The organism is Coprococcus sp. TM115-187 (assembly GCF_027679115.1).
In the GTDB taxonomy this organism is placed as follows: Bacteria; Bacillota; Clostridia; order Lachnospirales; family Lachnospiraceae; genus Allocoprococcus; species Allocoprococcus comes.
In genome coordinates this window covers 56,601-81,192 of sequence record NZ_JAQEKS010000006.1, presented here as the reverse complement: position 1 = coordinate 81,192, position 24,592 = coordinate 56,601, and the positions used below count along the sequence as shown (strand labels likewise).

At 43.8% G+C, this 24,592-nt stretch carries 23 protein-coding genes and 4 tRNA genes; 8 read left to right on the top strand and 19 right to left on the bottom strand.

The window, feature by feature from the left end; all coding sequences use genetic code 11:
• The first annotated feature begins 41 nt into the window (after nt 1-41).
• The 3 genes from pstC to PGW42_RS06445 are packed head-to-tail and all read left to right on the top strand — an operon-like array spanning nt 42 to nt 2,473.
• Complete coding sequence (gene pstC / locus PGW42_RS06455) at nt 42-917, top strand: phosphate ABC transporter permease subunit PstC (RefSeq protein WP_270203295.1); 876 nt, start codon at nt 42-44, stop codon at nt 915-917.
• Nucleotides 907-1,740: a PstA family ABC transporter permease gene (locus tag PGW42_RS06450; protein WP_117557124.1), complete on the top strand. Its 834-nt coding sequence runs from the start codon at nt 907-909 to the stop codon at nt 1,738-1,740. The genes pstC and PGW42_RS06450 overlap by 11 nt, the downstream gene beginning before the upstream one ends.
• A 1-nt stretch (nt 1,741) precedes the next feature.
• Nucleotides 1,742-2,473: a phosphate ABC transporter ATP-binding protein gene (locus PGW42_RS06445; protein WP_270203294.1), complete on the top strand. Its 732-nt coding sequence runs from the start codon at nt 1,742-1,744 to the stop codon at nt 2,471-2,473.
• Nucleotides 2,474-2,538: 65 nt separating this feature from the next.
• Here PGW42_RS06445 and gatB read toward each other — a convergent pair whose 3' ends face one another.
• The 7 genes from gatB to PGW42_RS06410 all read right to left on the bottom strand — a co-directional run bounded on the left by gatB (nt 2,539) and on the right by PGW42_RS06410 (nt 10,987).
• On the bottom strand, nt 2,539-3,972 hold the full coding sequence (gatB, locus tag PGW42_RS06440) for an Asp-tRNA(Asn)/Glu-tRNA(Gln) amidotransferase subunit GatB (protein ID WP_117557128.1): 1,434 nt from the start codon (nt 3,970-3,972) through the stop codon (nt 2,539-2,541).
• A complete protein-coding gene (gene gatA / locus PGW42_RS06435) occupies nt 3,973-5,463 on the bottom strand; it encodes an Asp-tRNA(Asn)/Glu-tRNA(Gln) amidotransferase subunit GatA (RefSeq protein ID WP_270203293.1) in 1,491 nt (496 codons plus the stop codon).
• A gap of 14 nt (nt 5,464-5,477) precedes the next feature.
• Entirely contained in the window at nt 5,478-5,771 is a 294-nt protein-coding gene (gatC, locus tag PGW42_RS06430) for an Asp-tRNA(Asn)/Glu-tRNA(Gln) amidotransferase subunit GatC (RefSeq protein WP_117823839.1), read from the bottom strand.
• Between the two features lie 14 nt (nt 5,772-5,785).
• Nucleotides 5,786-6,970 (bottom strand): hypothetical protein, encoded by a 1,185-nt coding sequence (locus tag PGW42_RS06425; RefSeq protein WP_270203292.1) that lies wholly within the window; start codon nt 6,968-6,970, stop codon nt 5,786-5,788.
• A gap of 64 nt (nt 6,971-7,034) precedes the next feature.
• A complete protein-coding gene (gene aspS, locus PGW42_RS06420; protein ID WP_270203291.1) occupies nt 7,035-8,366 on the bottom strand; it encodes an aspartate--tRNA(Asn) ligase in 1,332 nt (443 codons plus the stop codon).
• A gap of 614 nt (nt 8,367-8,980) precedes the next feature.
• Nucleotides 8,981-10,249, bottom strand: a complete 1,269-nt coding sequence (locus PGW42_RS06415) for a chloride channel protein (RefSeq protein WP_270203290.1) — start codon at nt 10,247-10,249, stop codon at nt 8,981-8,983.
• 297 nt (nt 10,250-10,546) lie between these two features.
• A complete protein-coding gene (locus PGW42_RS06410; protein WP_117823835.1) occupies nt 10,547-10,987 on the bottom strand; it encodes an Rrf2 family transcriptional regulator in 441 nt (146 codons plus the stop codon).
• 126 nt (nt 10,988-11,113) lie between these two features.
• Between PGW42_RS06410 and PGW42_RS06405 the strand changes: the two genes are divergently transcribed.
• Nucleotides 11,114-11,890: a 4Fe-4S binding protein gene (locus PGW42_RS06405; RefSeq protein WP_270203289.1), complete on the top strand. Its 777-nt coding sequence runs from the start codon at nt 11,114-11,116 to the stop codon at nt 11,888-11,890.
• 107 nt (nt 11,891-11,997) lie between these two features.
• Nucleotides 11,998-12,561: a hypothetical protein gene (locus PGW42_RS06400; protein ID WP_117823833.1), complete on the top strand. Its 564-nt coding sequence runs from the start codon at nt 11,998-12,000 to the stop codon at nt 12,559-12,561.
• 346 nt (nt 12,562-12,907) lie between these two features.
• Here the strand turns inward: PGW42_RS06400 and PGW42_RS06395 are convergent, their stop codons facing one another.
• From PGW42_RS06395 to eno, 8 genes are all read right to left on the bottom strand, one after another.
• Complete coding sequence (locus tag PGW42_RS06395; protein ID WP_270203288.1) at nt 12,908-13,873, bottom strand: carbohydrate kinase family protein; 966 nt, start codon at nt 13,871-13,873, stop codon at nt 12,908-12,910.
• A gap of 160 nt (nt 13,874-14,033) precedes the next feature.
• On the bottom strand, nt 14,034-15,710 hold the full coding sequence (locus PGW42_RS06390) for a M3 family oligoendopeptidase (protein ID WP_270203287.1): 1,677 nt from the start codon (nt 15,708-15,710) through the stop codon (nt 14,034-14,036).
• A 212-nt stretch (nt 15,711-15,922) separates the two neighbouring features.
• Nucleotides 15,923-15,996, bottom strand: a tRNA-Pro gene (locus PGW42_RS06385).
• Nucleotides 15,997-16,058: 62 nt separating this feature from the next.
• A tRNA-Gln gene (locus tag PGW42_RS06380) sits at nt 16,059-16,129 on the bottom strand.
• Nucleotides 16,130-16,194: 65 nt separating this feature from the next.
• Nucleotides 16,195-16,268, bottom strand: a tRNA-Pro gene (locus tag PGW42_RS06375).
• Nucleotides 16,269-16,321: 53 nt separating this feature from the next.
• Nucleotides 16,322-16,392, bottom strand: a tRNA-Gln gene (locus PGW42_RS06370).
• 137 nt (nt 16,393-16,529) lie between these two features.
• Complete coding sequence (locus PGW42_RS06365; RefSeq protein ID WP_055156049.1) at nt 16,530-16,973, bottom strand: GNAT family N-acetyltransferase; 444 nt, start codon at nt 16,971-16,973, stop codon at nt 16,530-16,532.
• Nucleotides 16,974-17,126: 153 nt separating this feature from the next.
• Nucleotides 17,127-18,434, bottom strand: a complete 1,308-nt coding sequence (gene eno, locus PGW42_RS06360; RefSeq protein ID WP_118199723.1) for a phosphopyruvate hydratase — start codon at nt 18,432-18,434, stop codon at nt 17,127-17,129.
• A gap of 217 nt (nt 18,435-18,651) precedes the next feature.
• On the opposite strand from eno, the gene PGW42_RS06355 reads away from it, so the two are divergent.
• Both PGW42_RS06355 and PGW42_RS06350 read left to right on the top strand, forming a co-directional pair.
• Nucleotides 18,652-19,494, top strand: a complete 843-nt coding sequence (locus PGW42_RS06355) for a YitT family protein (protein ID WP_270203706.1) — start codon at nt 18,652-18,654, stop codon at nt 19,492-19,494.
• 103 nt (nt 19,495-19,597) lie between these two features.
• Nucleotides 19,598-20,311 carry a GTP pyrophosphokinase gene (locus PGW42_RS06350; RefSeq protein WP_243006456.1) on the top strand — a complete coding sequence of 238 codons (714 nt, stop codon included), beginning with the start codon at nt 19,598-19,600 and terminating at the stop codon, nt 20,309-20,311.
• Nucleotides 20,312-20,388: 77 nt separating this feature from the next.
• Here PGW42_RS06350 and PGW42_RS06345 read toward each other — a convergent pair whose 3' ends face one another.
• Both PGW42_RS06345 and PGW42_RS06340 read right to left on the bottom strand, forming a co-directional pair.
• The gene (locus PGW42_RS06345; protein WP_022220814.1) at nt 20,389-21,390 is read right to left on the bottom strand and encodes an asparaginase; all 1,002 of its coding nucleotides are present in this window, start codon (nt 21,388-21,390) and stop codon (nt 20,389-20,391) included.
• A gap of 29 nt (nt 21,391-21,419) precedes the next feature.
• Nucleotides 21,420-21,956 carry an HD domain-containing protein gene (locus tag PGW42_RS06340; protein ID WP_008371469.1) on the bottom strand — a complete coding sequence of 179 codons (537 nt, stop codon included), beginning with the start codon at nt 21,954-21,956 and terminating at the stop codon, nt 21,420-21,422.
• Nucleotides 21,957-22,112: 156 nt separating this feature from the next.
• Between PGW42_RS06340 and ymfI the strand changes: the two genes are divergently transcribed.
• Nucleotides 22,113-22,847 carry an elongation factor P 5-aminopentanone reductase gene (gene ymfI / locus PGW42_RS06335; protein WP_270203705.1) on the top strand — a complete coding sequence of 245 codons (735 nt, stop codon included), beginning with the start codon at nt 22,113-22,115 and terminating at the stop codon, nt 22,845-22,847.
• A gap of 3 nt (nt 22,848-22,850) precedes the next feature.
• On the opposite strand, the gene PGW42_RS06330 is transcribed toward ymfI, so the two are convergent.
• Both PGW42_RS06330 and PGW42_RS06325 read right to left on the bottom strand, forming a co-directional pair.
• The gene (locus PGW42_RS06330; protein WP_270203704.1) at nt 22,851-23,606 is read right to left on the bottom strand and encodes a hypothetical protein; all 756 of its coding nucleotides are present in this window, start codon (nt 23,604-23,606) and stop codon (nt 22,851-22,853) included.
• Nucleotides 23,607-23,811: 205 nt separating this feature from the next.
• Nucleotides 23,812-24,564, bottom strand: a complete 753-nt coding sequence (locus PGW42_RS06325) for an exodeoxyribonuclease III (protein ID WP_022220816.1) — start codon at nt 24,562-24,564, stop codon at nt 23,812-23,814.
• Between the last annotated feature and the right edge of the window lie 28 nt (nt 24,565-24,592).

Below are 24,592 nucleotides of genomic sequence, written 5' to 3'. Positions count from 1 at the left end.
CAGCGCTGTCTGTCCTGCATCATACCTAGAAAGGATTTACTATGTTTAAGAAACTTTCAGATAAATTCAGCAAAGGAATCATTTATCTGGCTGCCTTTCTCGTAACGGCACTGATGGCAGTCATGATGATCCATATTGTGAAGGAAAGTATTCCTACCATTTCACAACTTGGAATCAAAATGTTCCTGCCTACCACTGAATGGCGCCCTGTCAGTCAGAAACCGCAGTACGGACTTTTACCTGCGATTGCCGGTACCCTTTATGTCTCAGCGATCGCAGTTGTCCTCGCACTCATCTTCGGCGTTGCCTGTGCCTGCTTTCTGGACTATTACCTTCCGAAAAAGGTGGCATCCATATTCCTTGCGTTCATCGATCTGGTTGCAGGAATCCCGTCCGTCATCTTCGGATTTATCGGACTTACGGTTCTTGTAAAAGCCTTTGCCACCCACCTCCATATGGCAGCCGGTCAATGTATCTTGGCAGCCGGGATCGTGCTGGGGATCATGCTTTTACCATTCGTTATTTCCACCTGTCATGAATCTTTACAGACTGCACGAAAGACTTACGAGTTCAGTGCGATCACACTTGGATTCTCCAGAGAATTTACCCTGCTGCATTTTATTCTTCCGACAATCCGGCCGGGAATCATTGCAGGTGCAATGATGGCATTCGGCCGCGCACTTGGCGAGACAATGGCAGTCATGATGGTAATCGGTAATTCCCCGATTTATCCCAAACTCCTTGGACGTGGTCAGACACTTCCTGCCCTCACCGCACTGGAAATGGGAAGTATTGAATACGGAAGCCTTCACCTCTCCGTACTTTACGTTGCAAACGCTGTGCTGCTTGTGATTCTTTTCATCGTACTCGGTATCAGCTATCTTCTGAAAAGGAGGCTTGCCACCCATGAGAACTAAACTGCAGAAATTTTTCACACGCCTGATTCTCAGTATACTCGGACTTTGCGTGATCGTTGTTACACTCTTCCTTTTCCTTTATGTCTTCTGGAAAGGGAAAAAAGTATTTAGCCTGTCCTTCCTTCTGGACAAGCCTGCCGGTGTTCCACTTGGAACTGCAGGCGGTATCTATCCGGCACTGATGGGTTCCATTTACCTTGGCGCACTTTCCGCACTGATCGGCGGTGTCCTTGGTATCGGCGCTGCCATTTATCTTGTATTTTACAGCACCGGAAAACGATTTTCCGTCCTTGTAAATATGGCGATCACCGGACTTTCCGGAATCCCTTCGATCCTGTTCGGGCTGGTTGGATATACGCTTCTGATCTACCGTTTTGGACTTAACCGCAGCCTTCTGTGTTCGGCACTGTGTGTTGCAGCAATGATCATTCCTTTTGTTGCAATCCGAGCAGAAAAGATTCTGGAAGAGAAGGGGCGTGAATATATGAAGAACTCCCTAAGTCTCGGACTTTCCCGTGAGTATGCCCTCCGGAAACTGATCCTTCCGGTCTGCTCTGTAGAGCTTCTCGGAACCGTTGCGCTTGGAATGGCATACGGCATGGGTGCCGTTGCACCGATTTTATACACCGGAGCTGTCATGCAGGCAGATGTTCCGCATTCTCTCTCCGATCCGTTCATGTCACTTCCATATCACCTGTATATCCTTGTGAACAACGGATTTTCTCTGGATTATGCTTATGGAACCGCATTTGTACTGATGCTCTTCCTGCTCATCATCCAGTTAATATGTAAATTTATCACCTATCTACGAAAGGACAACTGATATGCTGAATATAGAAAATCTAAAATGTGGATTTGGAAAACACGAAATTCTTCACGGAATCAACCTGACGATCCCGAAAGGACAGATTACAGCCATCGTTGGTCAGTCCGGCTGCGGAAAAACAACTTTTCTGAAAACCCTGAACCGGATGGTAGAAGAAGAAGGCGGCTATCTCTCAGGAACAATTACTTTAGAAGGAACCGACATCAAATCTCTTCCGAAAGAAAAACTCAGAAGACGTATTGGCATGGTTTTCCAACAGCCGATCGCTTTCCCGCACAGTATCGAAAAGAATCTGTCTTATGTACTGAAATACCACGGTGTCCGTAATAAGAAAGAGATTGCTGAGAAAATTACAGAGTCTCTGCAGAAAGCAAAACTCTACGATGAGGTCAAAGATCAACTGAAAAAATCCGCCCTCAAATTATCCGGCGGTCAGAAGCAGCGTCTTGCTATCGCACGAAGTCTCTGTGCTGGTCCGGAAATACTGCTTCTTGACGAACCTTGCTCCGCACTGGATATGAAAAATACAATTGCAATCGAAGAAACTCTTCTTGAATTAAAAAAACAATATACCTTTGTTATTGTCACCCACAATCTGGCTCAGGCAAAGCGAATTGCCGATCAGGTGATCTTTATGGATCAGGGGAAAGTGCTGGAAGTGACAGAAAAAGAACAGTTCTTTGCGAATCCGGCATCGAAACCGGCGAAAGAACAGATACAGTATATGTAATAAAAAACGTCCGATTATCACATTTTACTCCGTGATAACCGGACGATTTTTTTATTTCTATTTTTTTATTTCAGCATTTCTCTGAGCAGTTCATTAACCATACCCGGATTTGCTTTTCCTTTCATTGCCTTCATGATCTGTCCAACCAATGCGCCAAGGGCTTTTTCTTTTCCACCCTTGAAATCTTCTACTGCCTTTGGATTCTTTGCAATCACTTCTTCCGCAAGTGTGCGGAGTGCACCTTCATCGTTGACGGTCTTCAGTCCGTGATCCTCTACATATTTTTCCGGATCCACATCCTCTGCAAATACCTTTTCAAATACCTCTTTTGCTACAGAACTGTTGATGGTTCCCGCATCTGCAAGTTCGATCAGTTTTGCAAGGTTCTCCGGTGAAAATTTAATATCTGCCGGCTCCTGTCCGTTTTCATTTAACAGACGCATGGTTTCTACCATCAGCCAGTTGGACACCTTTTTCGGCTTGTTGCAGATTGCACAGGTTGCCTCAAAGAGATCTGCCATCTTCTTCGTTCCGGTAATGAGCTCCGCATCATAACGTGGAATATCATAATCTTTCTCATAACGTGCAAGTTTTTCATTTCTCAGCTCCGGCTGTTGGTCTTTGATCTTCTGGATCCATTCATCACTGATCACGATCGGCACCAGATCCGGTTCCGGGAAATAGCGATAGTCCTGCGCATCCTCTTTGGAACGCATTGCATAAGAATATTCTTTATTATCATCCCATCTTCTGGTTTCCTGAATGACTTTCTTTCCTTCTTCGATGAGTTCGATCTGTCTCTGTCTCTCTCCCTCGATCGCATGTGTAATCGCTTTAAAGGAGTTCAGGTTCTTCATCTCAGTACGTGTTCCAAACTCAGAAGCACCTACTTCACGAACCGAAAGATTGACGTCTGCTCGCATGGATCCTTCCTGAAGCTTACAGTCCGATGCTCCCAGATACTGGCAGATCATACGCAATTTTTCCAGATAAGCAATGACTTCATCTGCCGAACGCATATCCGGCTCCGATACAATCTCGATCAGCGGAACCCCACTTCGGTTATAATCGACTAAAGAGCAGTCCTCCCACTCATCATGGATCAGCTTTCCGGCATCCTCTTCCATATGCATCTCATGGATCCGGACTTTTTTCTTCTGCTCTCCGACTTCAATCTCTACATAGCCGTCTCTCGCAATTGGCAGATAGAGCTGTGAAATCTGATAGTTCTGCGGGTTATCCGGATAGAAATAATTCTTACGATCGAATTTGCACACCTGTGTGATCTTACAGTTTGTCGCAAGTCCTACTGCCATCGCATATTCTACTACTTTTTTATTTAATACCGGAAGGGAGCCCGGCATACCGGTACATACCGGGCAGGTATGTGTATTCGGTGCACCCCCGAATGCGGTACTGCATCCACAGAAAATTTTTGTCTTTGTTGCAAGTTCTACGTGAACCTCCAGACCGATTACGGTTTCATACTGCTTTGACATCTATGCTTCCCCCTTTCCGGCTGCTTCTGTTTTGTCGTACATAGATACCCATTTTTTCTCTGTCAGGCACTCATAGGTATAAGCTGCCTGAAAAAGCTTTTTCTCCTGGAAGCAGTCTCCGATGAGCTGCATTCCAACCGGAAGTCCTTTCGCATCCCGTCCAACTGGAATACTGATCCCCGGAAGTCCTGCCAGGTTGACGGAAATCGTATAAATGTCGCCCAGATACATTTTGATCGGATCACTTAAGGAAGCTCCAAGCTTCGGTGCTGTCGTCGGTGCTGCCGGCGCCAGGATCATATCATATTTTGCAAATGCACTGTCAAATACCTTTTTAATCAGTGCTTTTGTACGGAGTGCTTTCAGATAATAAGCATCATAATATCCGGAACTGAGTACGAAAGACCCAAGCATGATACGGCGCTTTACTTCCGGTCCGAAGCCCTCGGAGCGGGTCTTTTTGTACATCTGGTGAAGCTCTTCATAATCCTTTGTGCGGTATCCGTATTTCACACCGTCAAATCGGGACAGGTTGGAGCTTGCCTCTGCTGATGCGATGACATAATAAGCCGGAATCGCATATTTTACAAGTCCAAGATCAAATTCTTCAATCTCAGCTCCTGCATTTTTCAGAACCTCTGCGGCTTCCAGAATCGGTTTTTTCACTTCTTCGTCCAGACCTTCTCCAAAATAATCTTTTGGAATACCGATCTTCATCCCTTTTACATCGTTTACCAACGCACTCGTAAAATCCGTGTCCTGGCGTTCTACCGAAGTGCTGTCTTTTACATCATGGGATGCGATGGTCTCAAGAACCGTCGCACAGTCGGTTACGTCCCTTGCAACCGGTCCGATCTGGTCAAGAGATGATCCGTAAGCGATCAGTCCATAACGAGATACCGTTCCGTAGGTTGGCTTGATTCCAACGATTCCGCAGTAAGAACTTGGCTGACGGATCGATCCGCCGGTGTCAGATCCAAGAGCATATGGTACTTCCAGAGCCGCAACTGCCGCACAGGAGCCACCGGAAGATCCACCCGGTACATGCTCCAGATTCCACGGATTCTTTGTCTCTCCATAATAAGAAGTCTCAGTCGTGCTTCCCATCGCAAATTCATCCATATTAGTCTTTCCGATCACAACTGCACCTGCTTTTTCCAGGTTCAGAACTGCTTCTGCTGAAAATGTCGGTACAAAATTACTCAGAATTTTTGAACTGCAGGTGGTCGTCACACCTTCCGTACACATGTTATCCTTGATCGCAACCGGTACTCCTGCAAGCGGTCCGCTCAGTGTTCCGTCATCGATCAGCTTCTGCACTTCTTCCGCTCTTTTTAAGGCAGCTTCTTTTTGAAGTGATACAAAACTGTTGACTTCTTTTTCTACTTTATCAATCTGTGCGAAGCAGGCTTCCACTGCTTCTTTTACTGTAACTTCTTTTGCCTGAATCTTTTTTCCAAGTTCAACGGCAGTAAGACCTTTCAAATCCATCTTTCGATTTCCTCCTATGCGAATGTTCTAGGTACTTTGTAGCTCTGTTCTTTCTGCTGCGGCGCATTTGCCAGCATTGCTTCGTGATTGTCTCCATTTGTCACTACATCCTCACGGAATACATTATTTACCGGAAATACATGTGACATCGGTTCAATTCCTTCTGTATCCAGTTCATTCAGGGTATCAATATAATCAAGCATGGTTTCCACATCTTTCTTTGCCTGCTCTTTTTCTTCGTCAGAAAGCTCCAGCTTTGCCAGGATTCCAACGTATTCGATTGTTTCATCCGAAATCTTGTTTGCCATTGTACTCGTCCTTTCTAATAATAATTATCGTAAAAGCTTTCGTACTCCTCCGATTCAATCCACTCACTCGGTGTAAGTTCTACTGTAAGTCCTTCCAGATCAACTTCTGTTCCATCGATCAGGACAATATTTTTCAGCTCCTGTGGAAATCCCGACTCTTCATTACCGATCAGCATTCCCATATAATTTTCGTATCCGGCGCTTACTGTTACGTCGTAATCAAAAATCCCAAAACCTTCCACACATTTCACATCATAGACACCTGCAGGTACGTCTTTTCCTACTGTAAATTTATCCGATACGGTTTTCGATTCTGTAAGCGGATTTGCAATTGCTGTCAGATTCATCTGTGCATTCTCTGCTGTCATGTGAAGCTCCAGTGTATCCTCTACTATCACATAACATCCCGGAAATACTTCAAAGTCACTGACTTCTTCTTCCGTATTATCGTAGTCATCACCAAAATTGTACTGCACCCAGATATTATTTTTGCTGTCTGTCAGCTCTACCTGACCACTTCCACTTTTGCAGGTCAGTGTATAGGTTCCCTGCGGAAGATGTACACCGCCTTTATAAATTCCGGCTGTCAGGTCTACTTCATAAAGTTCTCCTTCTTCCGGCATCACTTCCTGCAAATCACTGTATGGATCTTCCTCGGTGTAGCTGTCACTGTCATCATGAGTATAGTCATCAAAATAATGCTGAACTTCATCGCTGATCGTTTCGCCAAGCTCACCTGCAAATGCTGCAATGATCACAAAGCCGATCAGAAACTTTCCAAGCTTCCTTTTCTTTTTTACCGGTCTGCTGCGTTGTTGCATTGAAGATGATGTATAACTGTAACTCTGGTTTCCTGTCTGGCTATAGCTTGTGCCTACGGTATTGTAGCTCACATTTGCTGCAGAATATCCATTCCCCGCCGGATTTACTTTTCCTGATGCCGCATTCTTTGACGCCTTTTTTGCAGCTGCTTTCTTTGCATTTTTATCTGCATTCTTCGCCTTACGCACATTTTCCCGAGTCATGGTCTTTCCTTCATACGGCTTTTCCGCTTCCGTATGTATATGTGTCAGCGATTCTTCATGACCGGAATTTCCAAGTGTCACATACTGATCGTCATTCTTTGAATTGTCAAGCCCACACTCTGTGCAGATATTTCCGTTTAATTTTCCTCCACATAAGGAACATCTTCGTCTCATTTTGACCTCCCCCGCTGCCTCTTGTCAGCTTCCTTTTTTACCTGCCAGCCAGGGAGCTTCGTCTCTACGGAGTAAGTCTGCTTAAATCTCTCGGGAAGAGGGTTGTCTCACGGACGTTATCTTCACCAAGAAGCTGCATTGTCAGACGTTCCATTCCGATTCCAAGACCTCCATGCGGCGGCATACCATGTTTGAATGTATCCAGATAGGTCTCCAGTCCTTCTTCCGTCATTCCCCGCTTTGCAAGCTTTTCCATCAGCATGTCGTAGTCATGGATTCTCTGTCCTCCGGTCGTGATCTCAAGTCCACGGAACAAAAGGTCAAAGCTGAGTGTGAATTTCTCATCCTGTGGATCGTCCATTGCATAGAACGGACGCTTCTTTGACGGATAGTAGGTTACAAATACAAAATCAGAACCCCATTCCTCTTTTGCGTACTGTCCGATCAGATGCTCTTCCTCGGGTTCCAGATCAAATGGATTGCGGATCTTACGTCCGTACTTTTCTGAAATCTTCTGCTTTGCCTCATCAAAACGGATTGCCGGAATTTTAGAGACATCCGGAAGTGTCACGTCCAGGATTTTAAGTTCCTTCGCATAATCCTTTTTCAGAAGCTCCATCGTATACTGAAGGAAGCCCGTTTCCATCACCATGATATCTTCAAAGCTGTCGATATAACCCATTTCAAAATCCAGACTGGTATATTCGTTCAGATGACGCTTGGTGTTGTGTTTTTCTGCTCTGAATACCGGCCCTGTCTCAAATACTCTGTCAAAAACACCAACCATCATCTGTTTGTACAGCTGTGGACTCTGTTCCAGCACTGCCGGACGATGGAAATAATCCAGTCGGAAGAGGTTAGATCCTCCTTCTGCTCCTTTTGCTCCGATCTTCGGGGTATGAATTTCTGTAAAACCTTCTTTATACAGGAACTCTCTGAATCCTCTTACGATTCCTTCCTGAATTTTAAACTTCGCTCTTTCCCTTACGTTCCGAAGAGAAATGGAACGATAGTTCAGCTTCGCTTCCAGGGAAGTGTTCAGTTTCCACTTTGAAACAGCAAGTGGAAGGCTGTCTTTTGGCATACTGAGTACTTTTATCTCACTCAGACGGATTTCAATTCCGTTCGGTGCCTTCTCTGATTCGGTCAGTTTTCCTGTTACTTCTACTGTAGCGGCTTCTCTTAAATCTTTCAAGTTAAATTTTGTAACGCCTTCTTCGTATACACACTGGACCAGACCTTCCCGTTTTCTCAGAATCACGAAAGCGACTGTTCCCATGTCACGAATTGTATGAACGGCTCCATTTACCTTCACTTCTTCTCCAAGTCTTCCCTCTTCCAGTAATCCACTAAGCTCCAGCGTTTCTTTTTCTTTTACACCTGTCATAAATTCCATGTCACAATCCTCCTAAAATATGTTTTGCTTTTGTCAACTTCGTATTCCGGATTGTTTTTTGATGTACATGGCACTAAGAAAGAATGTGCCTCGGCACATTCTCGCGCCGAGCGCGGTCGCTTGCGACATTCTTCATCTTCGTGCGAGTGCGCATCTCCGGCACGCAGTGCCTTTTGTTTCATAGGAAGTTCCTTCGGAATTTCCTATGAAATAAAAAAGCCCCGGAATACTTTTTCGTATTCCGGGACGGATAATCTGATGATCCGCGGTACCACCCGCATTGAATCCTTTGGGATTCCTCTCTTACATACGTAACGTGCATGAACCGTATTACCCTACTAAAGCACCTGTGCTTTCCATTCAGATAATCTGCTCCAGAGTGTTCCCTTCGCCTCATTCCTCAAACAGCGCTCTCAGTCGGTGACGCCGTATTCCTGTCAAGTTCCAGAAGCAAGAGTCTCTTTCATCGCTTTGCTTTACTAAATTATTTTTAGATATTAGCACACGTTCTTTACTTTTTCAAGTATTTTCTTCTATTTTTAATTTTTTCTCGTTAATTGTCAGCTTTTTTGCTTTTAAATCATCAATTCACTTTGTTTCTTTTTGTTTTTTGATTATTTCGTATGTTTATCCACGTATTTATTCTCTGTTTTGGAATAAACAATTTTCTGTTCCTTATATAAGCTGTAATATCCGGAAAGCAGATAGCTTACCGCAACCACAATACAGTAAAACGGCATCCCGTTAAATCCAAACAACTCTGCTGCAATCAAAAGAGATGTGATCGGACTGTTTGTAACTGCACAAAAGACACCAACCATTCCACATGCCGCACAGATATCTGTCGGTGCTGCAAGGATCGTAGACATAAAAGAACCAAGTGTCGCCCCGATAAACAGTGACGGTACGATCTCCCCACCCTTGAATCCGGCGCAGAGCGTCAGTGCCGTAAACAGCATTTTCAGAAGGAACATCTGTGGTCCTGCCGTCTCTTTAAAGCTTGCCTGGATCACACCTGTTCCAAGCCCCAGATAGGCATCCGTTCTGAGTGCAAAATACAAAATGATCACTCCTGCTGCCCCTGCAACCACACGCACATACGGATTCGGAAACCATTTCTTCAGATAATGTTCCCCATTATGCAGCACAATACAGAACAGTGCTCCGACAAGCGCACACGCAATTGCCAGAATGATCGCTTTGATCGAATCCACACTGTAAAAATTCGGAACCGATTCTACCAAATACGGCGGAGTAACGGTCCTCACTTTCAGAAGCAGCGCAATCCCCTGTGCGGCAAATGCAGAAAATACACATGGCACCAGCGCGGCATAATACATCACACCAACACTGATCACTTCCATTGGAAATACAACCGCCGCCATCGGTGTCCCGAAAAGTGCTGAAAATGCGGCACTCATACTTGCCAGAATGATGATCTTCTTGTCACTCTCATTCAAATGCAGATATTTCGCACATACATTTCCTACACTTGCTCCAAACTGAAGCGCTGCACCCTCTCGTCCGGAAGATCCTCCAAACAGATGTGTGATCGCTGTCGATATCAGGATCAGTGGTGTCACCCATCCCGGAACCTCTTCCTCATCCGACCGGACTACTGTCAGAACCAGGTTCGTTCCAGAGTTCTTCTCCTGCCCGGTAATTTTGTACAGCCAGACGATCAAAAGACCTCCTAGCGGTAGCCCAAGAATGATCATCGGATTTGCCTGTCTAAACGAAGTCACCCATACAATCGCATAGGAAAATCCGCTGGCGATCAGTCCGATGAGACTTCCGATTACCCCGGACAAAACGATCCATTTGAACAATGAACCATACAGATTTTTCCATGCTTCTCTCATTTCTTTTAATTTTTCATTCATCCTTTGTTCCTCGTACTCTTATTTTCTTAAAAAAAGAATGTACCTTGGCACATTCTCGCGCCGAGCGCGTTGCTGAGCGCCAGTGGTGCTCGTTAAGCAACGACCGAAGCGGAGCGTAGACCGCTTGCGACATCCTTCATCTTCGCGCGAGTGCACATCTCCGGCACACGGTGCCTTTTATTTAACAGGAAGTTCCTTCAGAATTTCCTGTTAAATAAAAAATGCTGTATACACATCCTTATTCCACTTTTTATTATAGAAAATTTTTCTTTTTTTGACAATTCCAACTGACAAAGATTATTTCTCTTTTTCTAGCTGCATATGATAATCCCGGATCATATCTGCAAGCGTAACTGTCTTCAGGCTGTCTTCCAATGCAGATTCAAATTTAGAATAGGAGTTTTGCAAAACCGCCCGGATGTTACGTCCAACTGGACACAATTTAGAAGCTTTGGTATGTACGTGAAATATATTTTTACAGAACTGCGGTTTCACGGCATTGCAGATTCTGTATACTGTAATTTCTTCCGGCGGCATATTTAAAGTCGTTCCACCGGTACCGTTTTTCACATTAAGGATTCCAGCTTTTTTTAAAGCACTCATGATACTGCGTATCGCTACCGGATTCGTTCCCGTTGATAAAGCAATCTTTTCACTTGTGATCTTATCCGTCTCTCCAAATTCGCTGACCAGTATCAGACAATGGATTGCAAGCGATGCCCTTATTGATAACTGCATACTCTGACTTCCTCCTTTGATTTCATTTTAGCTTATCATATTTTTCTATAGGTGTAAATATTGACATTACATCTATGAAATGATAGTCTTGTTGTAAATTCAAAAATTACACCAAAGGAGTAAAAAATGAAAACATATCCAGTTGTAGAAATTACATTTAGTCCTACCGGAGGGACCAAAAAAGTTGCAGACCAGATCAGCTGCTATCTGGGAAATATTACAAATACCGTGAATCTTATCCGGCACGATGTCAGCTTTTCAGATGTAACAGTCCCTTCTGATTCACTTGCTGTCATCGCAGCTCCTGTATTCGAAGGCGTTATTCCTGATATCGCCATTGAAAGGCTGAAAGAGATACAAGGGAACCATGCAAATTGTGTAGTTATTGCCGTATATGGAAATCGCGCATATGACGATGGTCTGATCCAGTTAAAAGATACCGCCGAGTTATGCGGTTTCAATGTTATCGCCTCCGTTGCAGCTGTTGCAGAACATTCTATCATGCGCCAATTCGGCAGTGGACGACCAGACGAAAAAGATAGCAAAGAGTTAAAGAAATTTGCAGAAGAAATACTCGAAAAACTTTCCTCTGAAAAAGAATTGTCTACTGATTATTTCGTGCCTGGCAGTCATGAGTATAAACGCCTTGGCAACCTGAATGTTGTTCCAAAAGCAAGTGCTTCCTGCACTGGCTGTGGAAAATGTGCCGATGCCTGCCCAACAGGTGCAATCAATAAAAATAATATCCGAACCGGCGATAGCAGCAAATGTATCAGTTGTATGGGATGTATCGCCGCCTGTCCAAAAGGTATCCGGAAGCTAAACCCTGTCTTTTTGGCTGCCGCATCTCTGAAAATGAAAAATCTGTTATCTGGACGAAAGCCAAATGAGATTTTCTTATAATCCTCAGCAGACATTTCCTTCTCGCTGTCGATTGAAATTTTTATACGAAACTGGTATTCTATAAGAAAAGAAAACCGATCATTTTCATGATCGAAGGAGGTTAAGATATGTCTGAAATTTTAGCTTTCTCAGAATCTGCCGATTCTGATCCAAAGCTTTCTACAGAACCAGTTTCCGAATCCGGAGACATCCATACAGCCACTGATGTACCACCCAAAGAAGCTCCAGCTCCGGAACCAGATTCCTCTGAAACAGAAACCATTTCATCTGAGGAAAAAAAGAATACTTACACGGATTTTTCATCGGAAGATTTCAAATCTTCTGACGATTCCGAAAAAGATCCGTTTACCGGAGAAAAGAAAAGTTTCCACCACCACATTTTCCATACAGCAAAAGAACTGAACTATCTGCGTGAAAAATATATCCTGGAAAAAATTCCGGATGACCAGCTTCTTGAGTATCTGAAGCTTGAAGAAAAGCGTCATGAGCTCCAGGTGCAGGAACGCAACATCCGCGAAAAACGGATTATGAATGCCTTTATGCTGACAGTGATCCTTGCTGCAATTGTAGCTGTAGTATACAGTCTGCATGAGAATCCGACGGTACTCATCAGTATCCTGTATATTGGTGGAATCCTTGCAGGGGTTCATATCTGGAACAAGAAAAAATAAAATGTAACTGTTCAGAGCCAAATAAAATTTCATAAAACATGTGTAAAATGCTTGCATTTTTAAGACTGTTTTTGAAATTTTATTTAGCGGATACGCCACACCGACGAAATGCGTAGCATTTTGGAGGTTGGCTCTGAACAGTTACAATGAAATTTTATGTACTAAAATAACCGGGCAGATTCATCACTAATCTGTCCGGTTATTATATTACATTTTTCTCTTTACTCTGTGGCTGTCTGCCTAATCCGCGCCAACCCTTTTCCCATTGCCGGACAAGATGTCAAGCAGAGGTTATTCTCTTCTGTCTCTCAACAGGGTATTTTATATTGCTTTTCCGCTTCCTTTTCTATGCATTCTGCATAAATTCCTGGATTTCTTCTCTGGTCGGCATTACCCGAAGCGCTCCTTTTTTTGTGGTGATCAGGGAAGCTGCCGCATTTGCAAATGTGAGAAGCTCTTTTAAATCCTCTTCCGTCAGATCTTCCATTCCATGCTCCAGAATATAATCCAGCGAATTGGCACAGAATGTATCCCCTGCACCGGTAGTTTCGATCGTATGCTCCTGTACAAATCCCGTAACTTCTACCCTGAGGTCTTTGTAATATGCACGGCTTCCGTCTTTTCCAAGAGTAATGAGAACCAGCGGGATCTGATATTTCTCGCGGATCAGTCTTGCTCCTTCATCATAATCTGTTGTTCCAAAAAGAAATTCCACTTCATTATCTGAAATCTTCAGAATATCACACTTTGAAAGACCATATTCGATCTCAGCCTTTGCATCATCCAATGATTTCCAGAGCGGTGGGCGAAGGTTCGGGTCAAAACTTACGATACATCCTGCTTCTTTTGCCACGTCAATTGCATATCTTGTTGCTTCTCTTACACCTTCATGGGTAGAGGAAAGGGTTCCAAAGTGAAAAATCTTTGCCGAACGGATCAGATCTTCATCCACTTCTTCTTTTTTCAGCATCATATCTGCTCCCGGATTCCGGTAAAAAGAAAAATCTCTGTCACCGTCCGGATAGGTATGTACAAATGCAAGTGTCGTATGTACCTCTTCGTCCATTACCAGATTCCGTGTATCGATTCCAACTTCTTCAACCGCTCTCTTCAGCTGCTCACCAAACATATCTTTTCCAACTTTTCCGATAAATGCGGTCTTTTTTCCAAGCTTTTCAAGCATGGCGAGTACGTTGCATGGTGCGCCTCCCGGATTGGCTTCCAGAAGCGGATTGCCCTGTGCACTTGTTCCATTTTCTGTAAAATCAATTAGCAGTTCGCCTAAGGCGGTTACGTCATAGATCTTTTCCATATTCGATTCCTCTCTTTATAATCCTCTTGGATGCAAAGTTATAGGCTGTGAAGATAATAATCTTCGATCCCATACTCTTATAAGCAAATTATACCTTGTCCCTCCAATACATGCAATAAGATTATGTAATCGATATCATGTTTTTTCAGTTTTCTTTCACTTAAATCAGGTTCAATTTTTTCAGAACGTTGTAGATGGTTCCTTCTTTGAATGGGTCGCTTAAGTTTCCAATTCTGAGGAGTTCGTGGTAGCCTTTGCTTCCGCCCTGGCGGCAGAGGGCGTAGTAATCTTTCCATGCACTTTCCAGGTCTTCCTGCATTTTTCCGTAGTATTCGAGGGCTCCTACACGGGATACGGCGTAATCAATATAATAGAACGGGCACATGAATAGGTGCTGTTTCTGCATCCAGAATCCGCCCTGTCCCAAGAATTCATTGCCGTCATAATCTCTCCATGGGAGATAGATTTTTTCCAGTTCGTGCCATACTTTTCTTCTTTCCATTGCATCGGTCAGATTTTCAGCGTATACACGGTGCTGGAATTCATCTACGCATGCCATGTATGGCATTGCTTCCAGCGAATCCCACAGGTATGCTTTTTTCTGTTTTTCTGCATTTTCTCCGAAGAACAGATGCATCCATGGCAATGTGAAATATTCCATTGCCATCGAATGGATCTCGCTGATCTCTGCGGTACTGAATGTCTGCGATAATACCGGAATATTGCGTGACGCTGTGTATGCCTCAAAGGCATGTCCTGCTTCGTGGGTAAGGACATTGACATCTGCATTGGTTCCATTAAAGTTTGCAAAAATGAACGGTGCCTTATATTCTTCCATAAAGTCACAGTAGCCGCCCTGCTGTTTTCCCTGTCTTCCTTCCAGATCAAACAGACGGTATTCCATCATAAAATCAAAGAACTCTCCTGTCTCTTTGGAAAGCTCATGATACATGGTTCTCGCCTTTTCCAGAAGTTCTTCTTCCGTTCCCTCCGGAACTGCATTTCCATCCGGATAGGTAAGACTTTCGTCATAGTATTTTAATTCTTCGATGCCAAGTCTTTCTTTCTGTTCCTCATAAAGTTTCTGACAAAGCGGTACGATATGCTCCCGGATCTGCTTACGGAATATTGCCACATCCTCCGGCGTATATTCAAATCTTTCCATCTTCTGATACATCATCTCGGCATATCCATTAAATCCAAGGTTCTTTGCCATCTGCTGACGGATTCCGATCAGTTCCGTATAAAGGGAATCCAGTTTATCCGAAATCGATTTATACAGCTCTGCCCACTTTTCAAAAGCTTCTTTACGGATGCTTCTGTCGGTATCCTCCATCATCTTTAACAGACCATAGAACCCAAGCTGTTCTCCATGAAAATCTGTAACCGGTGCCGCTGCAACCTGGAAATACTTCTGAACCAGTTTGTTCTCCTGGATCTGCAGATCGGCATTACACGGATCGGTAAGCCGGACTTTGTTCTCTGCCTGTCTGGAATAAACTTCTCCGAACTCTTTTTCAAGCTCTGTTCTGTAAGAAGACTTCAGATAACTCTCATAGAATTTTTTCATTTCTACATCAATCTGTGGCTCGATCTCGAAAATATATTCCATCTCTTTTCGATAGAATTCATCATTGGTATCCTGGCTGTTGCGGATACTTGCCATGACGCGTGTCGTATTAAAGTGGCTGTTTGCATTCAGGATTGCGACAAATGCCTGATGCGCGCCTTCAAAATCTGCAGCCTCGTTAAAGTTCTTTGTTTCTTTCTGGATGGTCTGAATATACGCTTCCCCATCTGGACGTACATATTTCATCTCTGAAAATTTTTCCATCATCTTTTCCTTCTTTCCAATCTTTTTCCTCTGCCTGTCAGAATCATATTCTTTTCCCCAAAAGCAGCTCTATCCCGATTTTATCACAACTCATCCTGTGATTCCATCACCTTTTCGTACAATGTTACGAAAGAATAAAAATCTCTTCTGACACAGCCGGATTCTTCAATCCACATCTGCATCAAAAGAGATTCTTATCTTCAGACATACAAAAATCGGAGTGACAGGATTTGAACCTGCGACCTCTACGTCCCGAACGTAGCGCTCTACCAAACTGAGCCACACTCCGATAATAAATATATTGGATATTCCAAACGGAATATCCAACTTAAATTCTTATTCAATTAAAAACTACGGATAGAGGACTCGAACCTCTACTAACAGAGTCAGAGTCTGCTGTGCTGCCATTACACCAATCCGCATCAATCATCTGTTAATCTCTGTCCATCGAAATGAACAAAACATTATAAATTTTCAGAAAACCAAATCGGAGTGACAGGATTTGAACCTGCGACCTCTACGTCCCGAACGTAGCGCTCTACCAAACTGAGCCACACTCCGATAACCGTACCGGACAACTAACTGTCCGGTTAAGTCCTTATTCAATTAAGGAACTACGGATAGAGGACTCGAACCTCTACTAACAGAGTCAGAGTCTGCTGTGCTGCCATTACACCAATCCGCATCATCTGTTTGTTCGCTCTGGTTCTCAACAGCGAACAAACTTATTATAGCAAATCTTTACAGAAATGCAAGTATTTTTTTACATTTTTTTAAAGAAAGTCATTTCAAGTACTTCTTCTTCTTTTTTCTGACATTTTTCTAGCAAAATTCTTTTATCATCTGATCATACTCCAGCCAGTCATAGCCCTGTCTCTTATACAGCTTCCAGGCTCTTTCATTCTCCTTTTCCACTTCCAGACGGAATCTTGTCACACCCTCTTCTTTGTGCTCTTCCATATATCTGAAATACTCACTTCCAAGTCCTTTGGAACGATACTCCTCTAATATATAGAGTTCTTCCAGCCAGTACACCATCCCGCCTGCTTCCTGCGAAAAGGTCTTGGCGATCAGTCCATAGCCTGCGATCTTGCCTTCCCATTCCAGGATAAACAGTTCCGCATAGGTATCACTTTTCAGACATTCTTCAAATGTCTTTTCCAGATAAGAATCCGGAACCGGATGATCCACTGCTGGCATCCGGTAAAAATCATGCGCCATTTTTATGTAGATTTCTTTGTCTTCTGCTTTTATTTTTCTGATCATTTTCCAGTTCTCCTTTTATTATCCTCACGAAAAGAGGTCACTCCCTGTTCGCTTAGAAAGTGATCCCTTTTCCCATTCTTATACTCTGCATAATATCATGCACTGCTTTTATTTTCAATACCTCCTGCCCGGAAGCTGGGTTTTCCGGAAATCTTATGAAAATCGTACAAATGGATTCTCATATCTGGCAATATTCCCAAGTCTCTCCTCAATCCGAAGAAGCTGATTATATTTTGCCACCCTCTCAGATCTGCACGGTGCTCCGGTTTTGATCTGTCCCGTGTTAAATGCCACCGCAAGGTCTGCAATAAACGGATCCTCTGTCTCTCCTGACCGGTGGGATACAATTGCCTGATAACCAGCCTTCTGCGCCATCTGGATCGCATCGATGGCTTCCGTCAGAGTCCCGATCTGATTCACCTTGATCAGAATTGCATTTGCGATCTCCTTTAAAATGCCGGCGTTCAGCCGTTTCACATTCGTCACAAACAGGTCATCTCCGACAAGCTGCATATCCAGTCCCAGTCTCGTCGTCAGAAGCTCCCAACCTCCCCAGTCTTCTTCATCAAGCGGATCTTCAATGGAAATAATTGGAAATTCTCCTGCAAGCTCCTCATAGTAATCAATCATCTCTTCCGTCGATCGCGCCACACGATGTCCGTGCATCTTCGCCTCTCCCGGAAATACATACTCTTTTCTCTCTTTATCATACAGCTCACTCGCCGCCGCATCCAGTGCGATCACAATCTGCTCTTTCGGTTTATAACCTGCCTTTTCAATCGCGCGCATGATCATCTGTAGTGCTTCTTTCGCATCCGGCAGATTGGGTGCAAATCCGCCTTCATCCCCGACTGCGGTCGGATAATCATACTTTTCCAGAATCGCCCGAAGCATCTTATAGATCTCGGCGCACATCTGAAGTCCTTCTTCAAAGCAGACTGCTCCGACCGGCATGATCATAAATTCCTGGAGATCAATGGAATTATCCGCATGCCGTCCCCCATTTAGGATATTCATCATCGGAACCGGCATCTGCTTTGCATTTACACCGCCAAGATACTGATACAACGGAATCTCCAGCGCATCTGCTGCTGCCCTTGCTGCTGCAAGAGACACTCCAAGCATTGCATTTGCTCCCAGATTGATCTTATTGTCTGTCCCGTCAAGCTCCAGAAGCATTCGGTCGAGCTTCGCCTGCTCCAGCACGTTCATTCCCAGAATTTCCCGGATGATTCGATCGTTCACATGCTCCACGGCGCGTCTGACACCAAGTCCCTGATAGCGGTGTTTTCCGTCTCTTAACTCAATTGCTTCATATTTTCCTGTCGATGCCCCGGAAGGAACCATCGCCCTTCCTGTAAAATGACTCCCTGCAAGCACCTCTACTTCTACAGTCGGGTTTCCGCGCGAGTCCAGAATTTCCCGCGCAATAATATCTGTAACCGGTATATATTGGTCCATAATCCATCCTCCTTTTTGCCTTTTAGTATGTCCTTTCAGGCGCTGTATCATGCACGAAAATCCCCGTATTTTCGTATCATCGTATACATTGCGAAAATGCTCTAAAACGGTTGACTTCATACATTTTCGGCGTTACAATACCAACGGAAATCGGATGATATTTTTTCAGTATTTCATCCGTTTTCTAAAACTTTATGAATCGATCGGGGAATATAAAATGAGAGAAAAAATCAAAAATTTTACTGCAATGAGCGGAGCAACTCTGCTGATCGCAGTAGGGACTTATTTTTTTAAGTTTCCAAACAACTTCACATTTGGCGGAATCACCGGTCTTGCCGTACTGATTGCCAAAACCGGACTTATTTCTGCTGCCGACTTTTCATTCGTTGCCAACATGTCACTTCTGATTCTTGGCGCAATAATCCTCGGCAAAAAATTTGTTGCAAAGACAGCCTACTGCAGTGTCCTGCTTTCTTTTGCGCTTTCTTTATTTGAACGAATCTTTCCAATGAACCAGCCATTTACCAATCAGCCTATGCTTGAGGTAATGTTTGCGATTGCACTCCCGGCACTCGGTTCTGCAATCCTCTTCAATATCGGATCTTCCAGTGGCGGTACAGATATTATTGCCATGATCCTGAAAAAATTTACAAGTGTTGACATCGGACGTGCACTGGTTTGCTCAGACGTTGCGATCACCGTTGCAGGTTTCTTTATCTTCGACATAAAAACAGGACTTTATTCCTGTTTCGGACTGATCATCCGTTCCTTCCTTGTAGACAGCTTTATCGAAAGTCTGAACCTTTCCAAATATTTCAACGTTGTCTGCAGTAATCCGGAACCGATCTGTGATTACATCGTCCACTCACTTGGCCGAGGCGCCACAATCTGTGAAGCACACGGAGCCTTTACCGGTGAACATAAATACATTATTTTTACAGCGCTGAACCGTCAGCAGGCAATCAAACTCCGTAATTTTATCAAGACAAATGATCCTTCTTCCTTTATTCTGATTTCCAACACCAGCGAGATCATCGGAAAAGGATTCCATAGCATTTAAAAGATTGTTATTTTTAAAACAATTTCCGTACTCTGTATGCTATGCACCTTACCATAGATATGCTATAATAATATAAGCAACCAGAATAAAGAGGAGTAATCATATGGAGACACAACTTAACCTGATTCCGGCTTCTGAGCATCCCACTGCGCTGGAATCACAGTGGCTAAATGCGATTAGTCCGGCTGATTTTATCAATAATAATAAGAACTTTGATGTTCTGATGATGAAGTATCGCTGTGCGATCCGCGAGATCCAAACAAAGCTGGAAGTCCTTGATGATGAGTTTTCAGCAGTAAACAGACGCAATCCAATCTCATCTATCAAATCACGTGTAAAAAGTCCTGCCAGCATCTATGAAAAGCTGCGCAGACGTGATCTGCCATTTACAGAGGAGAGTATTGTCAAGAATTTGGACGATGTCGCCGGAATCCGGGTGATCTGCCCGTTTATCAGTGACATTTATACAATTGCCAACCTGATCACTTCACAGGATGACATTACCGTTCTTAAGATCAAAGACTACATAAAAGCACCAAAGCCAAACGGTTATCGAAGCTATCATATGATCGTTGAGATCCCGGTTTTCTTTACAGAGGGAAAAGTTCCAATGCGCGCCGAAATCCAGATCCGCACGATCGGAATGGATTTTTGGGCAAGTGTAGATCATCAACTTCGTTACAAAAAAACAATCGGTGCTGACAAAGATATCGAGGCCATCGAAGCCGAACTTTTGAAATGTGCACAAACCGTAAGCGAGACGGACTGCCACATGGAAGAGATCAAAGACATGATCGGCGACTTTGAAAAAATCTAACCGGATAAAATTAAATATTCAAAAAGAGGAAGGTGTTCCATTCATCCGGAATCCTTCCTCTTTTATTTGCACCTGCTTTATCCTCTCTTTGTAAAAAGGATATCGTGATTGATCTGCGTGTAAAATGCTTTCTGCATATCCTGTTCTTCTCTTCCCATCAGCCACATCAGCTTTGTGATCACTGCTTCCAGCGTCATATCATAGGCTTCGATCATATTGAAATCCTGCTTAACTTTTTTCCCGACTTCATAGACCGTCATATTACTTCCCTCGTTGGCAACCTGTGTTGTCATCACGACAAATTTGCCCTTGCCTGACCATTTTTCCATCTCCTGATAGAATTCCTGAACAAGCGTCTGCGGAATACCACCTACGCCAAAGCTTTCAATTACCAGACAGTCATAGTGTTCAAACAGATAGGACAAAATATCCGGCTTCATTCCCGGGATCAGCTTTAATACATATACACTGTCTTTCATATCATAATAAAACTTAACTGCATGGCGGCACGGGATCTCCGGAATATACCGGACCAGGATACCATCCTGAATAACTGCAAGATACGGAAAATTGATACTCGAAAATGCATTATAACTTTTTGCATGCTCTTTCTTTGCACGTGTTCCGACAATTACCTTTCCGTCAAATACAAGGTTGACCCCCTGGGAATCATCATCCGCCGCATAAATAAAGCTGTCCAGCAGATTTGTCTTCGCATCTGTCACATCCATATTGATCGGCTTCTGCGCTCCTGTAACAACAATCGGCTTGGCTGAATTCTGTATCATATAAGAAAGTGCCGCCGCTGTATATGCAAGCGTATCCGTGCCGTGGCAGATTACAAACCCATCATAATATGCATAATTGTCTTCCACTGCTTTTACCATCATTTTCCAGTGTTCCGGTGTTACATTCGTGCTGTCAAGATTACACACCTGCTTTGTCTGAACCTCACATACATTTTTTACAGCCGGAATATAAGATAAAATATCCTCCGGTGTCAGTCCCGGTGCCAGTCCATCCTTTGTCTGACGGGATGCGATCGTCCCACCTGTACCTAACATCAAAATCTTCTTCATCTTTGATTGTCCTCTCTTCTACCTCATTATTATCCAAAATTTTTGTCAATCAGACTACAGTATTCTGCAAATGCTTCCGTCTCTGCAAATGCTTCCCGTAATGCTTCTCTGACGCCTTTATAATACCATCCGATCGTTGCTTTGTCTTTCATTCGGAATCTGTTCCACAATTCCTCTCCACATACAGGATAATCCCGATCAATATCCCGCATATTCGACAGCTTGTCCGCAAGTCCGATCATCTGAACCTCAATTGGTGCTGTCTTAAGCCTTTCTATGGTTGCACTTTTTCTTTCCATCCAGGTCTTGGATTTATCTTCGCTTTCCTGTGATACAATTCCCGCAACTCTTGCTGAAAACATCTCTTTTAACACATTTGCATCCACACCCTCACAGTCCTCGATCGTATCATGCAGGATTGCTGCACTGATGATCTCCTCATCCTGTGTCATCGTGGATACTATCTTTCCTACTTCCATCGGATGTACAATATACGGTCTGTCGGTCCCCTTCCGATACTGACCTTCATGTACCTTGGTGGCAAAATCAATGGCTTTCTGTACCATGTTTTTCCTCCTTGCATCTGTATGACATTTTTTCAATATTTATCATAACACCAGCGTCTTTAAATCACAAGAAAATCAGTGTATAATATTGTCTGATTATGTAGAAAAAAACAACTGTAAAGTAATTCTTATAAATAGCAAAAGGAGTTTTTATAAATGAACAGAAAACAGATTCTTGTCACCGGCGCTTCCCGTGGAATCGGAAAAGCCTGCGCTATCCACTTTGCAAAAGAGGGATGGCATGTATTTTTAAACTGCCGCAAATCCATCAGTGAATTGCAGGCTACTGCTGATTTTATCACAAAGGAAACCTCCGGTTCCTGCGAAATCCTCCCAGGAGATGTAGGTGTTCCATCCGAAGTCGGACGTATCTTTGACCAGATTGAAATGTCCGGCTCCGGTCTTGACGTACTCATCAACAATGCCGGAATCGCATGGATGGGACTTCTGACGGATATGAGCATTGAAGAATGGAACCGAATGATTTCCACTAACCTCTCTTCCGCATTTTACTGCTGCCGCGCAGCACTTCCTTACATGATCCATCAGAAAGCCGGACGCATCATCAATATTTCTTCGATGTGGGGAACTGTCGGTGCTTCTTGTGAAGTCGCTTATTCTGCCGCCAAATCCGGTCTGAACGGTCTTACCCGCGCACTTGCAAAGGAACTTGCGCCAAGCAATATCCAGGTCAATGCGATCGCCTGTGGTGTCATCGATACCGTAATGAACGATCTTCTGGATGCGGAAGAAAAAGCTGCCCTCGCAGAAGAAATCCCTGCCGGACGTTTCGGGACACCAGAAGAAGTCGCGCTTCTCGCATGGCAGCTTGCAAATGCCCCTGCCTATCTTACCGGGCAGATACTGGGTATGGACGGCGGATATATCTAACTCCTACTCCCAGATCTTGTCCCACCTCGCGTAAAGTGTAATACTGGATGCCGGGTATCTTTCGGATTCCCGGTTTTCCAGAAGCTTTGTCTGCTCCGTATATTTCTCATTCAGCTCATCTTCAAGGGTCCCATACTGCTCCTGTTTTGCAAGCTCTGCCAGTTCTTTTTCCTGCACAACTCCAGCATCAGTCCACGCATACCATCCTTCAAATCGATATCCGTCTTTCACTGCCGTTGGCATACATCCTTCACTTAACCGAAGGCTCTGCCCATACACAGTATAGTCTGCCGCAAATTTTCTTTTGTTCTTTCCTTTATTCTGCCCGGCTTCAAGCTCTTCACCATTTCCCCTTGTCGCAAACAGCCTTCTTCCGCCTGCTGTTGCCGTACCGTAATTCTCGATCTCACCACCTGCAGCGTCATAATAAATAACCGTATAAGGTGCCCAGACATATGCCGTACCAAACTTTTCTGTCTCTGGTCCTGTCCCATTTCTGTCAAACCGGAATCCGTAATGGTATTCTTTTCCTTCATAAAAATAAGTGAAAAATCCTGGTATTCCTGCCGGGATCCCAACCTCCTGATTTACCGACTTGTGAAAATCAAACCGGATCAGCTCTGCTCCATCTGGTGTCTCCCCATCATCTGCGTAAATCGATATTCCTGCACTATTGCACACCCAGACAATCACTCCACCAAACATCACCAGCAGCAAATACCGAACTATCATCGTCCAGATACTTCCAATCCGTTCCATACATGTCCCTCCTCATCCCAAAAGCTAAATTACCCATGTATATTTATATGCAGGCAGAATTTTATATATTCCCTCAAACAGAATCATCCACTATCCCTGAACGAAAAATTGTAAAAAAATAAACTGATCAGTTTCCATCGCACAAAAGTGAATCTGATCAGTTTATTTTTTTACAATTTGATGTCGCAGCTTATCGATCTCACCCCTACTTAAAATCCAGTTCCACCGGACAGTGGTCAGACCCAAATACATTTGTCAGAATCTTCGCATCTTCCAACCTGCTTTCCAGTGCTTTTGATGTACAGAAGTAATCGATACGCCAACCTGCATTCTTTTCTCTTGCCTTAAACCGGTAGGACCACCAGGAGTAAATTCCTTCTTTATCCGGATAGAAATAGCGGTAAGTATCAATGAATCCCGCATCCAGAAGTGCTGAGAATTTTGCTCGCTCTTCATCTGTAAATCCGGCATTCTTCCGGTTGGTCTTTGGATTCTTCAGATCAATTTCTTTGTGTGCCACATTCAAATCTCCACAGAAGATCACCGGTTTTGTCTCTTCCAGCTTCTTAAGATAAGCAAGAAACGCATCTTCCCAGGTCATACGGTAGTCAAGTCTTGCCAGTTCGCTCTGGGAGTTCGGTGTATACACGGTAATAAAATAAAAATCCTCAAATTCCAGTGTGATCACGCGCCCTTCCTGATCATGTTCTTCTATCCCAAGTCCGTAAGTAACCGATAACGGCTCTTTCTTTGTAAAAATTGCAGTCCCTGAGTATCCTTTTTTCACAGCCGAGTTCCAGTACTGGTGATATTCCGGCAGATCAAGTACAAGCTGCCCTTCCTGCATCTTTGTCTCCTGCAGACAGAAAATATCCGCATCTGCCTCTTTAAAAAAATCCATAAATCCTTTCTGCACACATGCACGGATTCCATTTACATTCCATGAAATAAACTTCATCTCTTCTCTTTCCTCCATTTCTTTGGTT

Excerpts from the sequence above, each read along its gene's own strand:
- PGW42_RS06365 (WP_055156049.1), bottom strand. The coding sequence starts at position 16,973 with ATGATCAGAAAAATAAAAGCAGAAGACAAAGAAATCTACATAAAAATG.
- ymfI (WP_270203705.1), top strand. The coding sequence starts at position 22,113 with ATGAACAGAAAACAGATTCTTGTCACCGGCGCTTCCCGTGGAATCGGA.
- pstC (WP_270203295.1), top strand. The coding sequence starts at position 42 with ATGTTTAAGAAACTTTCAGATAAATTCAGCAAAGGAATCATTTATCTG.
- gatC (WP_117823839.1), bottom strand. The coding sequence starts at position 5,771 with ATGGCAAACAAGATTTCGGATGAAACAATCGAATACGTTGGAATCCTG.
- PGW42_RS06390 (WP_270203287.1), bottom strand. The coding sequence starts at position 15,710 with ATGATGGAAAAATTTTCAGAGATGAAATATGTACGTCCAGATGGGGAA.
- PGW42_RS06450 (WP_117557124.1), top strand. The coding sequence starts at position 907 with ATGAGAACTAAACTGCAGAAATTTTTCACACGCCTGATTCTCAGTATA.
- PGW42_RS06325 (WP_022220816.1), bottom strand. The coding sequence starts at position 24,564 with ATGAAGTTTATTTCATGGAATGTAAATGGAATCCGTGCATGTGTGCAG.
- eno (WP_118199723.1), bottom strand. The coding sequence starts at position 18,434 with ATGGACCAATATATACCGGTTACAGATATTATTGCGCGGGAAATTCTG.
- PGW42_RS06330 (WP_270203704.1), bottom strand. The coding sequence starts at position 23,606 with ATGGAACGGATTGGAAGTATCTGGACGATGATAGTTCGGTATTTGCTG.
- PGW42_RS06340 (WP_008371469.1), bottom strand. The coding sequence starts at position 21,956 with ATGGTACAGAAAGCCATTGATTTTGCCACCAAGGTACATGAAGGTCAG.
- PGW42_RS06400 (WP_117823833.1), top strand. The coding sequence starts at position 11,998 with ATGTCTGAAATTTTAGCTTTCTCAGAATCTGCCGATTCTGATCCAAAG.
- aspS (WP_270203291.1), bottom strand. The coding sequence starts at position 8,366 with ATGGAATTTATGACAGGTGTAAAAGAAAAAGAAACGCTGGAGCTTAGT.
- PGW42_RS06445 (WP_270203294.1), top strand. The coding sequence starts at position 1,742 with ATGCTGAATATAGAAAATCTAAAATGTGGATTTGGAAAACACGAAATT.
- gatB (WP_117557128.1), bottom strand. The coding sequence starts at position 3,972 with ATGTCAAAGCAGTATGAAACCGTAATCGGTCTGGAGGTTCACGTAGAA.
- PGW42_RS06425 (WP_270203292.1), bottom strand. The coding sequence starts at position 6,970 with ATGAGACGAAGATGTTCCTTATGTGGAGGAAAATTAAACGGAAATATC.
- gatA (WP_270203293.1), bottom strand. The coding sequence starts at position 5,463 with ATGGATTTGAAAGGTCTTACTGCCGTTGAACTTGGAAAAAAGATTCAG.
- PGW42_RS06355 (WP_270203706.1), top strand. The coding sequence starts at position 18,652 with ATGAGAGAAAAAATCAAAAATTTTACTGCAATGAGCGGAGCAACTCTG.
- PGW42_RS06395 (WP_270203288.1), bottom strand. The coding sequence starts at position 13,873 with ATGGAAAAGATCTATGACGTAACCGCCTTAGGCGAACTGCTAATTGAT.
- PGW42_RS06345 (WP_022220814.1), bottom strand. The coding sequence starts at position 21,390 with ATGAAGAAGATTTTGATGTTAGGTACAGGTGGGACGATCGCATCCCGT.
- PGW42_RS06350 (WP_243006456.1), top strand. The coding sequence starts at position 19,598 with ATGGAGACACAACTTAACCTGATTCCGGCTTCTGAGCATCCCACTGCG.
- PGW42_RS06405 (WP_270203289.1), top strand. The coding sequence starts at position 11,114 with ATGAAAACATATCCAGTTGTAGAAATTACATTTAGTCCTACCGGAGGG.
- PGW42_RS06415 (WP_270203290.1), bottom strand. The coding sequence starts at position 10,249 with ATGAATGAAAAATTAAAAGAAATGAGAGAAGCATGGAAAAATCTGTAT.
- PGW42_RS06410 (WP_117823835.1), bottom strand. The coding sequence starts at position 10,987 with ATGCAGTTATCAATAAGGGCATCGCTTGCAATCCATTGTCTGATACTG.